The 11715-nt window shown below is 65.1% G+C and carries 9 protein-coding genes; 8 read left to right on the forward strand and 1 reads right to left on the reverse strand.

What is annotated here, in order from left to right:
- The first annotated feature begins 92 nt into the window (after positions 1 to 92).
- The 7 genes from G5V65_RS04350 to G5V65_RS04380 are packed head-to-tail and all read left to right on the forward strand — an operon-like array spanning position 93 to position 8207.
- Positions 93 to 995, forward strand: coding sequence for a carbohydrate ABC transporter permease (locus G5V65_RS04350; protein WP_241250434.1), 903 nt, complete (start codon positions 93 to 95; stop codon positions 993 to 995).
- 1 nt (position 996) lies between these two features.
- Positions 997 to 1842 (forward strand): carbohydrate ABC transporter permease, encoded by an 846-nt coding sequence (locus tag G5V65_RS04355; RefSeq protein WP_165047358.1) that lies wholly within the window; start codon positions 997 to 999, stop codon positions 1840 to 1842.
- 23 nt (positions 1843 to 1865) lie between these two features.
- A complete protein-coding gene (locus tag G5V65_RS04360; RefSeq protein ID WP_206526675.1) occupies positions 1866 to 3917 on the forward strand; it encodes an alpha-galactosidase in 2052 nt (683 codons plus the stop codon).
- Positions 3918 to 3953: 36 nt separating this feature from the next.
- A complete protein-coding gene (locus G5V65_RS04365; RefSeq protein WP_165047360.1) occupies positions 3954 to 4850 on the forward strand; it encodes a 2-dehydro-3-deoxygalactonokinase in 897 nt (298 codons plus the stop codon).
- Entirely contained in the window at positions 4847 to 5455 is a 609-nt protein-coding gene (locus tag G5V65_RS04370; RefSeq protein WP_165047362.1) for a 2-dehydro-3-deoxy-6-phosphogalactonate aldolase, read from the forward strand. Before G5V65_RS04365 ends, G5V65_RS04370 begins: the two co-directional genes overlap by 4 nt.
- Positions 5452 to 6309 (forward strand): SMP-30/gluconolactonase/LRE family protein, encoded by an 858-nt coding sequence (locus G5V65_RS04375; protein WP_165047363.1) that lies wholly within the window; start codon positions 5452 to 5454, stop codon positions 6307 to 6309. Before G5V65_RS04370 ends, G5V65_RS04375 begins: the two co-directional genes overlap by 4 nt.
- Complete coding sequence (locus G5V65_RS04380; RefSeq protein WP_165047364.1) at positions 6306 to 8207, forward strand: beta-galactosidase; 1902 nt, start codon at positions 6306 to 6308, stop codon at positions 8205 to 8207. Before G5V65_RS04375 ends, G5V65_RS04380 begins: the two co-directional genes overlap by 4 nt.
- Here G5V65_RS04380 and G5V65_RS04385 read toward each other — a convergent pair.
- A complete protein-coding gene (locus G5V65_RS04385) occupies positions 8204 to 9811 on the reverse strand; it encodes an alpha-amylase family glycosyl hydrolase (protein WP_165047365.1) in 1608 nt (535 codons plus the stop codon). The genes G5V65_RS04380 and G5V65_RS04385 overlap by 4 nt on opposite strands.
- A 634-nt stretch (positions 9812 to 10445) precedes the next feature.
- Between G5V65_RS04385 and G5V65_RS04390 the strand changes: the two genes are divergently transcribed.
- Entirely contained in the window at positions 10446 to 11690 is a 1245-nt protein-coding gene (locus G5V65_RS04390; protein WP_165047366.1) for an MFS transporter, read from the forward strand.
- Positions 11691 to 11715 lie beyond the last annotated feature (25 nt).

Genomic DNA, 11715 nt, shown 5'->3' on the forward strand with positions numbered 1-11715 from the left:
GGCGCGTGTCACGGTGATGCGCGCCCGTTAACTTCAACCCCGGGGTCGCTTTTCTGCACCTCGGGGCCTTTCGCCCCTGCTTCGAGGTAGCCATGGCATCGCGGTCCCTCAATCAGCGCAGTCTTGCGCCCTGGCTTTTTCTTGCGCCCGGTCTGGCGATGTTCATCGTCTATGTGATCTGGCCAATTGGCGAGAGCCTGCTTCTGTCGCTTTATGACTGGGACGGGCTGTACAATCGCGAGGGCGAGTTTACCGGGAGGTTCGTCGGTCTTGCGAACTTCGAGGAACTCTGGAGCGATCCGGCCTTCGTGACCTCTCTGGTCAACAACGTGATCTGGCTGGCGCTCTATCTGCTGGCGGTGCCTGCCGGGCTTTTGATCGCGGTGTTCCTGAACCAGAGTGTGCGCGGCATCAGGCTTTACAAGTCCTTGTTTTTCTTTCCTTTTGTGATTTCCCAGGTGGTGGTCGGCCTGATCTTTTCCTGGTTCTACGCGCCGAATTTCGGGCTGTTCTACATGATCATCGAATGGGTGACAGGGCAGGGTGTCGCCATTCTGGCCGAAGAGAAATACGTCACCTACGGCATCATCGCGGCGGGGCTCTGGCCGCAGATCGCCTATGTGATGATCCTGTACCTGACCGGCCTGAACAACGTGGCCCCCGACCAGGTAGAGGCGGCGCGGCTGGATGGTGCGAAAGGCTGGCGGATGCTGTGGTATGTGATCCTGCCGCAACTGCGCCCGGCAACCTTTATCGCCGTGGTCGTCACGGTGATCGGTGCACTGCGTTCCTTCGATCTTGTGTCGATCATGACGACGGGCGGGCCGTTCGGATCGTCGCGGGTGCTTTCCTTCTACATGTATGAGCAGGCCCTGTCGGAATACGGCTATCGCATGGGCTATGGCGCGGCCATCGCAGTGGTCCTGTTCGGCATCATGATGATCTTCATTTCGGGCTTCATCTGGAAGATGTGGCGCGACGAGACGGAGCGGTAGGATGTTTCCCAGACCCATCGAACAGACCGCGCCCGCCATCCAGTGGATGTACAAGATCGCACTGCCCGCCGCGCTGATCCTGTGGCTGCTGCCGTTGATCGGGGTGGCCGTAACCTCGGTTCGTCCAGCCTCGGATCTGGCGCAGGGCAACTATTTCGGGATCCCATCCTACCTCGCCTTCGAGAATTACGCCGACGTGTTCCGCAATACGCCCATGGGGCGTTACATACTGAACAGCTTCATCGTGACCATTCCCACAGTGATCGGTGCGGTGGCGCTGTCGCTGATGACGGGCTTCGCGCTGGCGGTCTACAATTTCCGCGGCAACCTGATCCTGTTCTTCATGTTCGTGGCCGGGAACTTCGTGCCTTTCCAGATCCTGATGGTTCCGGTGCGCGACCTGACGCTGAACCTGGGCATGTACAACAGCTATCACGGGTTGGCCCTTTTCCACATCGCATTCCAGACAGGGTTCTGCACGTTGTTCATGCGGAACTTTATCAAGGCGCTTCCTTACGAACTTATTGAGGCGGCGCGCGTCGAGGGCGTGGCAGAGTGGCGTATATTCTGGTTCATTGTGCTTCCGCTGATGCGGCCTGCGATCGCGGCGCTGTCGGTGCTTGTCTTCACCTTCATCTGGAATGATTTCTTCTGGGCGACGGTGCTGACGTCGAGCCCGGAGGCGCAACCGATCACGGCGGGGCTGTCTTCGCTGAACGGGCAGTGGGTTTCGGCATGGCATCTGGTATCCGCCGGGTCCATACTCGCCGCCTTGCCGCCGGTGCTGATGTTCTTCCTGATGCAGAAGCATTTCATCGCGGGCCTGACGCTGGGGGCGGTCAAGTGACGGAATTCAGGCTGGATGCCGGAATGGGGGATCGCGCGCAGACTATCGCGCTGACGACGTCGGGCGGTATCCCCGAGGTGATCTGGTGGGGCGGCGCGCTGGCCGAAGACGAAGACCTGGCACAACTTGCCGCCGCTTCGCGGCAGGATCTGACGGGGGGCATGCTGGATGCCTTGCCGGCCTTGTCGCTGTGCCCAGAGCCGGGGCGGGCCTTCCAGGGGCAGCCCGGGTTGGTGCTTGCCGCTGCGGATGGCACGCCATTGCTGCCCCGGTTCTCGTTTGAACGTGTCGAGGAAGGGGATGGCCTTCTGCGCCTGATCAGCGTGGCGGATGGGTTGCGTCTGACCCATGAACTGCGCGCCTACCCGACCGGGGTCATCGGGTTGACGACGCTTCTCGATGCGCGCCAGCCGGTGCGGTTGCACTGGATGGCGGCACCTGTGCTTCCTGCCCCGCAAAGTGGGGAAATCGTGGATGTCCACGGCAAGTGGACGCGCGAGTTCCATCTGAACCGCGTTCCCTGGTCGCCCGGGATCCGCTTGCGCGAGGCGCGGACCGGGCGGTCCGGGCATGAACATCCGCCCTTCGCGATCTTTCCCGCAGATGGCACGACCAACAGGCAGGGCCAAGCCTGGGCGTTGCACTATGGCTGGTCCGGCGGGCACAGGATGGTGGCAGAGGAACTGCCCGATGGCAGGCGGCAGGTGCAGTTCGGCCATGCCTGGGGGGCCGAGACGTTACCGGCACGGCATTTCCGCACGGCAGAGTTGCTGGCGGTCTGGTCGGGGGTGGGATTGAACGGCATCGGCGCGGCCTTTCAGCATGACATCCGCGACCGGGTGGTGACATGGCCTGATCCTGCGCGCCCCCGCCCGGTGCATTACAACTGCTGGGAGGCTGTCTATTTCGATCACGATCTTGCGGATCTGTGCGAAATCGCCGACCGGGCAGCGGATCTGGGGGCTGAACGGTTCGTTCTGGACGATGGCTGGTTCGGACGGCGGGATGATGACACCAGCAGCCTGGGTGACTGGACGGTCGACAGGCGGAAGTGGCCTGATGGCCTGCATCCGTTGATTGCGCATGTCCATGATTTGGGCATGCGTTTCGGCCTGTGGTTCGAGCCCGAGATGGTGAACCCCGACAGCGATCTCATGCGCGCCCATCCCGACTGGATGCTGGGCCCCGCGGATCAGGTTGCCGGGCGCAACCAGATGGTGCTGGATCTCGCCCGGCCAGAGGTGCGCGAATACCTTTTCCATGCCGTGTCGGAGATCCTTGCGGAATATCCGATCGACTACATCAAGTGGGATCACAACCGTCTTTTGCCCGTGGTCGATGCGGCACAGACGCGGGGCATTCATGAATTGCTCGGTGCGCTGCGAAAGGCACATCCGGGGGTGGAAATCGAAAGCTGTGCAAGTGGTGGTGGACGGATTGATGCGGGTATCCTTGCCCATACGCATCGTGTCTGGCTGTCGGATTCCAACGATGCGCTGGAACGGTTGCGGATGCAGCATGACGCAGCGCTTTTCCTGCCTGCAGCGATCACGGGCAGCCATGTCGGACCGCGGAAGTCGCATACGTCGGGGCGGGTCTTGGCGATGTCCTTCCGTGCCTGGGTTGCGGCCCAGCGGCATTTCGGGTTCGAGATGGATTTGCGGGAACTGACGCAGGAAGAGGCGGCGGTGCTGAAATCGGTCACCGCCTGGTGGAAGGCCAATCGCATCTGGATGATGGGTGGCACGATCCACCGCATCGACAGCGACGACACCGCCGTAGTGGCCGAGGTTCAGGTCGCCGCCGATGGCGGGCGCTTTGTCCTTTTCGCGGGGCAGACAGAGACGAGCGTGCAGATCCTGCCGCGCCCCCTGCGCCTTGCCGGGCTTCAGCCTGAGGCCCGCTATCGCTTGCGTTTGATCAACCCCGAGGATGCGCCGCGCCAATCCCGTGGGCCGAACGCCCTGAAATCAGGGGAGTTGACCTTGACGGGGGGCGCGCTCATGCAGCGGGGGGTGTTGTTGCCGGTGGCTTGGCCTGAAACGATCTGGGTCGTGGAGGGAGAGCGTGTCTGACGAAGCGGGTTGGGGCGCCACGGGAAGGGCTGGCCGATGAAAGCGGAATGGATAGCGGTGGACTGGGGCACCACGAACCTGCGCGCCTTCGCCATCGGGCGTGAGGGGATCTTGACGCAGGCGGTTTCCGAAGACGGGATGGGACGTCTGGACCGCGACGGGTTCGAGCCTGCGCTGTTGCGCCTGATCTCGCCATGGCTGGCCGAGGGAACGGTGACCGATGTGGTGGCCTGCGGGATGGTGGGCAGCCGTCAGGGTTGGCACGAGGCGCCCTATCGCGCGGTGCCTTGCACGCCGCTGGATGCGGAGTCGCTCGTGACCGCGCCGACGCGCGATCCGCGCATCCGGGTGCGGCTGGTGCCGGGGTTGAAGCAGACCTCGCCCGCCGATGTGATGCGCGGGGAAGAAACGCAGATTGCAGGCGCGCTGGCCCTGCTGCCGGGGTTCGACGGGGTGATCTGCCTGCCCGGAACCCACAGCAAATGGGCGCATCTGAGCGCGGGGGAAGTGGTCAGTTTCCAGACCTTCATGACGGGCGAGATGTTCGCGCTTTTGTCGCAGGCGTCGGTGTTGCGGCACGGGATGCAGGGGGATGGCTGGGACGACGCGGCCTTCGATGCCGGTGTTTCGGATGCCTTGGCGCGGCCAGAGCGGATTGGCGCGCGGCTGTTCGGCATAAGGGCCGAGGGGTTGATTGCAGGGCTGTCGGCGGCGGCGGCGCGGGCGCGGCTGTCGGGGCTGCTGATCGGGATGGAACTGGCGGCGGCGCGGCCCTATTGGCTGGGTCAGGCGGTGGTGATCGTGGGTTCGGACGGGATTTCAGCGTCCTATGCGCGGGCGCTGAAGGGATTGGGCGTCGAGGCGCGGCTGGTCCGGGGCGGCGATGCCGTGCTGGCGGGGCTGGCGGCGACGCGGGCGAAGGTGGTGGCATGACGGGGCGGAAGATCATCGCGATCCTGCGGGGCATCACGCCGGATGAGGCGGTGCCGGTGGCCGAAGCGCTGGTGAAGGCGGGGATCACGTCGATCGAGGTGCCGCTGAACAGCCCGCATCCGGTGACGTCGATTGCCGCGATGGTCAAGGCGCTGGGGGAACATGCGCTGATCGGGGCGGGGACGGTGCTGACCGTGCAGGATGTGGCCGAGGTGGCGGATGCCGGCGGGCGGCTGATCGTGTCACCCAATTGCGACCCGGAGGTGATTGCCGCGACCAAGGCGCGTGGGTTGCAGAGCTGGCCGGGGGTGATGACGCCCACGGAATGCTTTGCCGCGCTGAAGGCCGGGGCGGATGGGTTGAAGATTTTCCCGGCCAGCCTGATCGGGCCGGACGGGGTGAAGGCCATGCGGGCGGTGTTGCCCAAGGGCTGTCAGGTCTATGCCGTGGGCGGTGCGGGGCCGGAGAATTTCGGTCAGTGGATCAAGGCCGGGGCGGATGGGTTCGGGATCGGCACGGCGCTTTACACGCCGGGGCTTTCGGTGGCCGGGGTGGCCGAGCGGGCAGCGCGGATCGTGGCGGCCTATGACGGGGCGCGGGGATGATCTTCGACAATCGGGTTTGCGAACTGGGCGAGGGCGCCTTTTGGCACCCATTGCGGCGGCAGTTCTTCTGGTTTGATATCCTTGGGAAAAAGCTGCACTCGGTGGAGGATGGCGAGGCGCGGACGTGGTCCTTCGTGGAGCTTGTTTCGGCCGCCGGATGGGTGAGCCGGGATGTGCTGCTGATCGCAGGGGAGCGGGATCTGTTCCTGTTCGATCTGGAAACCGAGGAAATCGAGACGGTAGCAGAGTTGGAGGCCGATGATCCCGGCACGCGGTCGAATGATGGGCGGGCGGACAGGCAGGGCGGGTTCTGGATCGGGACGATGGGCAAGCGCGGGGGCAACGATCCCGGGCGCGGGTCGATCTGGCGCTGGTACCGGGGCGAGATGCGGCGGATGTTCACCGGCCTGACCATCCCGAATTCGATCTGCTTCGCGCCGGATGGGACGCGGGCCTATTTTTCGGACACGGTGACGCAGCGGATTCAGAGGGTTGCCTTGGATGGCGAAGGCTGGCCTGTGGGTGAGCCGGAAGTGTTCGTCGATCTGTCGGCTGACGGGCTGTATCCCGATGGCGCGGTGGTGGATGCCGAAGGCAATGTCTGGAACGCGCAATGGGGCGCTGGGCGGGTGGCCTGTTACGCCCCGGATGGGCGGTTCCTGAAGGCGGTGGCGATGGGTGCATCGCAGACGTCCTGTCCCGCCTTCGGGGGGGAGGGGCTGGCCACGCTGTTCTGCACGACCGCCCATGAGGGCATGGATGCCACCGCCCGCGCAGCCGATCCCGAAGCCGGAAAGACCTTTGCAGTTCAAGGCGTTGGCCGGGGACTGCCCGAACCACAGGTGATCTTGTGAAACGCACGCTTGGCGTCTGCTACTATCCCGAACACTGGCCCGAGGCGAAATGGGCCGAAGATGCCGCGCGCATGGCGGCGCTTGGTCTGACATGGGTTCGCATCGGCGAATTCGCATGGAGCCGGATGGAGCCGGAACCGGGGCGGTTCGACTGGGATTGGCTGGACCGGGCCATTGCCGTGCTGGGTGGGGCGGGGCTGAAGGTGGTGCTGGGGACGCCGACGGCGACGCCGCCGCGTTGGATGCTGGAGAAGCATCCCGACATGCTGGCGGTGGATGCGCAAGGCAGGCCGCGGGGGTTCGGGTCGCGGCGGCATTACTGTTTTTCGCATCGGGGATACCGGCAGGAATCGGCCCGGATCGTCACGGAACTGGCGCGGCGCTATGGGCGGAACCCGCATGTGGCGGCGTGGCAGACGGATAATGAATATGGCTGCCATGACACGGTGTTGAGCTATTCGGACGCCGCGCGCGATGCCTTCCGCGAATGGCTGGCGCAGCGGTATCAGAGCCCGCAGGCGCTGAACCGGGCGTGGGGCAATGTGTTCTGGTCGATGGAGTATTCATCCTTCGACGAGATCGGCCTGCCGAACCTGACCGTGACAGAGGCGAACCCGTCGCATGTCATGGCGTTCCGGCGCTTCGCGAGTGACGAGGTGGCGGCCTATAACCGCATCCAGACCGAGATCATCCGCAAGCATTCGGACGCGCCGATTGCCCATAACTATATGGGACGCATCACGGAATTCGACCATTTCGCGGTGGGGGCGGACTTGGACATCGCGTCGTGGGATGCCTACCCCTTGGGGTTCCTGTCGGACCGGCTGGAGGTGACGGCGGAACACAAGCGGCGCTTCGTGCGGCAGGGGGACCCGGATTTTCAGGCGTTCCACCATGACCTTTACCGCGCCGTGGGGCGGGGGCGGTGGTGGATCATGGAGCAGCAGCCGGGGCCGGTGAACTGGGCGCCGTGGAATGCCGATCCGCTGCCGGGAATGGCGCGGCTTTGGGCGTGGGAAGCGTTCGCGCATGGGGCGGAGGCGGTGTGCTATTTCCGCTGGCGGCAGGCGCCGTTCGCGCAGGAGCAGATGCATGCGGGGTTGTTGCGGCCGGATTCGGCGCCCGCGCAAGCCTTTGAAGAGGCGGGGAAAGTCGCGCAGGAACTGGCCGCGATGCCCGAGGTCGGGACGGCGCGGGCGGATGTGGCGGTGGTCTTTGACTATGCAAGCGCATGGGCGTGGCAGACGCAGCCGCAGGGGCGGGATTTCGACTATTTCCGGCTGGTCTTTGCCTTCTACCGAGGGCTGCGGCGGCTGGGTCTGAACGTGGATATTCTGCCGCCGGATGTGGCGGACCTGTCGGCTTACAAGCTGGTGCTGGCGCCGGGGGTGGCGACGTTGTCGGAGGCTTTCCTTGGGGCGTTGAAGGCGCATCAGGGGGCGGCGCTGATCGGGCCGCGCAGCAACGCAAAGACGGTGGAGTTTGCGACGCCCGTCCCGCTGCCGCCCAATCTGCCGGGGCTGGAGGCCGTGGTGGCGCGGGTCGAAAGCCTGCCGCCGGATGTTCCCGTGCCGCTGGAGGCGGGGGGTAACCTGTTGCATTGGCGCGAGAAAATGGACGGCACCGCCGAGGTGGTGGAGCGGGCGACGGATGGTTGGCCTGCGCTGCTGCGGGCGGGGGGCGTGCATTATCTGGCGGGCTGGCCGGATGAGGTGGCGCTGGACCGGATGCTTTCCGCACTGTGTGCCGCGCAGGGGATTTCGGTCGAGGTGCTGCCCGAAGGGTTGCGGCGGCGGGATACCGACACGCACCGATTCTGGTTCAACTACAACCCCGTTCCGGTGGAATGGGGCGGGGTGGTGATCCCCCCCGCCGGGGTGTGGTGGGAGGCGCTTTAGGGCGTCCCGACCGCGCCGGAGGTGGTGGCGAAGGCCACGCCGTTGGGGCCGAGGGTCAGGGTTTCACCGTCGAGCGCCGCACCGATCGAAGGGCCTGTCAGGGATGACAGGCCCTTGATCCTTATGCTGTTTTCCGAAGGTGAGAGGTTAAAGATGCAGGCCAGGCTGTCGCCACGGGTGAAGCCGAGGACGGGATGGGCCAAGTCGAGGAAGCGGGTGCGGCCGGTGCGGAGTTCGGGGCGTTCGCTGCGGAATCGAAGCATTCGCTTGTAGTGGTTCAGGACCGAGTCCGGGTCCGCCGCCTGTGCCGCCACGTTGCGGGCGCGTTGCGGTGCCTTGACGGGAAGCCACGGCTTACCCGTCGAAAAGCCGCCGTTTTCGGTCCCGTCCCATACCATCGGGGTGCGGGTGTTGTCGCGCCCCACGGGTTCGGGCCAGAAGGCGATGCCTTGGGGATCGGTCAGTTCGTCAAAGCTGAGGTCGGTGTTGGTCTGGCCGAGTTCTTCGCCTTGCCACAGGCAGATGGAGCCTTCGAAGGACAGGATCAGCGCGGCGGCCTGTTTGGCCAGCGCGTCGGCCGTGGTGCCATGCGCCGCCCAGCGGGTGACGTGGCGCGGGACGTCGTGGTTGGAGAAGGCCCACATCGGCCAGCCGTTGGGGGCGCCTGTGAAGAAATCCTCGATCTTCTGGCGGAAGGTGGCGGGGGTGTAGTCATTCCCCATCATCTCGAAGCTGTAGCACTGGTGCAGGCGTTTCGGGCCTGTGTATTCGCCCATCAGGCGGATGGCGTGGTGGCTGTCGCCCACTTCGCCCACCGAGGCGCGGGCGTCATAGCTGTCGAGCAGGCTGCGGATGCGTTCCATCCAGCCTGTCGTTTCGGGGCGGTTCTTGTCGAACAGGTGATACTGCATCTCGTACGGGTTGCCGTCGGGGCGTGATTTTTCGCGGAAGTCGGCAGGATTGTCGCGGAGTTGGGGGTCGTGGAAGAAATAGTTGGCGGTGTCGAAGCGGAAGCCGTCCACGCCGCGGTCGAGCCAGAAGCGCATGTTGGCGAGGTGCCAGTCCTGCACGGCGGGGTTGTGGAAGTTGAAGTCGGGCTGTTCTGACAGGAAGTTGTGAAGATAGTACTGCTTGCGCCGTGCGTCCCATGTCCATGCGCTGCCGCCGAAGACGGAGAGCCAGTTGGTGGGGGGCGTGCCGTCCTTCTTCGGGTCGGCCCAGACGAACCAGTCGGCCCGCGGATTGTGGCGGCTGGCGCGGCTTTCGGCGAAGAAGGGGTGCCGGTCGGAGCAATGGCTAAGCACTTGGTCGATAATGATTTTCAGGCCGAGTGAATGGGCGCGTTCGATGAGGGCGTCGAAGTCCTGCAGGGTGCCGAAGGTAGGGTCGATATCGGTGTAATCGCTGACATCATAGCCCATGTCGCGCATGGGCGAGGTGAAGATCGGAGAGAGCCAGACGGCATCGACGCCGAGGTCTGCGATATGGGGAAGGCGGGCGGTGATGCCCGGAATATCGCCTATTCCGTCGCCGTTTGTATCCTGAAAACTGCGGGGATAGACCTGGTAGGTAACCGCCCCTTTCCACCATTCCTGCGATGACATCTGCACCCTTTCCTGCCTGCTTCGGGCAGCCTAGCGGGGTTCGTTTGCCGGAAACAAGCTGTTCAGCATGCGGTGCAGTGCGTCAGTGCAGCAGGCCGTGCATACGCAGCGCGCGCCTGATGAGGAATTGGGCAGGTTGGCGTTAAGGTTTTGGTGAGGGCGGGTGGGGATGCCCCCCTCTCCCTGACCCTCTCCCCCCGTTCCGGGAGGGAGAGGGAAGCGCTTCGTTCCCGAGGGGGCGCGCGGGGTGGTGGGCCTTGCAGGGGGTATTTGGGCCAAGGTGAAGGGGTGGGGGGCGGCGCGGGGTGTCGGGTGGCGCGATTGGGGAGGGAGAGGGAAGCGCTTCGGTCCTGGGGGGGGGCGCGGGGTGGCGGGCTGTGCAGGGGGTATTTGGGCCAAGGTGAAGGGGTGGGGGTGGGGCGGGGTGTCGGGTGGCGCGATTGGGGGAGGGAGAGGGAGGCGCTTCGGTCCGGGGGGCGCGCGGGGTGGCGGGCCGTGCAGGGGGTATTTGGGCCAAGGTGAAGGGGCGGGGGCGGCGCGGGGTGTCGGGTGGCGCGATTGTCTGCATCACAAATCTGCATTTGACCTTGCCGGGGGAGGGGAAGAGAAGGTTCGGGAAAGATCGAGGTTTTCCATGACGCGCAGCGCTGCCCCCCTGATGACCCCTGTCCTGATCGCAGGATGCGTCGTGCTGATGCTGGGCTTTGCCATCCGGGCCAGTTTCGGGGTGTTCCAGATCCCGATTGCCGAGGAATTCGGCTGGGCGCGGGCGGAGTTTTCGCTGGCCATCGCGATCCAGAACCTGGCCTGGGGGATCGGGCAGCCGCTGTTCGGGGCGGTGGCGGAACGGTTCGGGGACAGGAAGGCCATTGTCGCAGGCGCGCTGATGTATGCGGCGGGGCTGGTGCTTTCGGGCTGGGCCGTGACGCCGGGGCAGATGCAGATGCTGGAGATCCTGGTGGGGTTCGGCATCGCGGGAACGGGGTTCGGGGTGGTGCTGGCCATCGTGGGCCGGGCGGCGAGTGCGGAGAACCGGTCGATGGCGCTGGGCATTGCCACGGCGGCGGGATCGGCGGGGCAGGTGATCGGGGCGCCGATGGCCGAGTTCCTGCTGCAATCCTTCAGTTGGCAGGAAGTGTTCGTGATCTTTGCCGTGGTGATCCTGTCCTCGCTGTTTGCGCTGCCTTTCATCCGGTCGCCCAAGGTGGCGACGAAGGCGGAATTGGAGGAAAGCATGGGGGTGGTGCTGAAGCGCGCCTTCAGGGACCCGTCCTATACGCTGATCTTTCTGGGGTTCTTTTCCTGCGGCTATCAGCTGGCCTTCATCACCGCGCATTTCCCGGCCTTTGTGACCGAGCTTTGCGGGCCGATTGATCCCGGCAGCATGATTGCGGGGATGGGGATCGGGACGACATCGGCGCTGGGGGCGGTGTCGATTGCGGTGATCGGGCTGTTCAATATCGTGGGCACGATCCTTGCCGGGTGGCTGGGCAAGAAATACACCAAGAAATACCTGCTGGCGGGGATCTATACCGGGCGGACCATCGCGGCGGCGGTCTTCATCCTGCTGCCCGTCACGCCGGAATCGGTGCTGGTCTTTTCGGCGGTGATGGGGGCCTTGTGGCTGGCCACGGTGCCGCTGACGAGCGGGCTGGTCGCGCATCTTTACGGCTTGCGCTATATGGGCACGCTTTATGGCGTGGTGTTCCTGAGCCACCAGATCGGCGGGTTCCTGGGCGTGTGGCTGGGGGGCATGATGTATGACATGACCGGGGGCTATACGCTGGTCTGGTGGATCGGGGTGGGGGTCGGGGCGTTTTCGGCCATCGTCCATCTGCCGGTGCGCGAGAAGCAGGGGCCGGTGGCGGCGGCGGCCTGAGCCCCCCCCCGGGAGGGGAGGGCGG

The organism is Paragemmobacter kunshanensis, assembly GCF_011059185.1.
Taxonomy (GTDB): Bacteria; Pseudomonadota; Alphaproteobacteria; order Rhodobacterales; family Rhodobacteraceae; genus Paragemmobacter; species Paragemmobacter kunshanensis.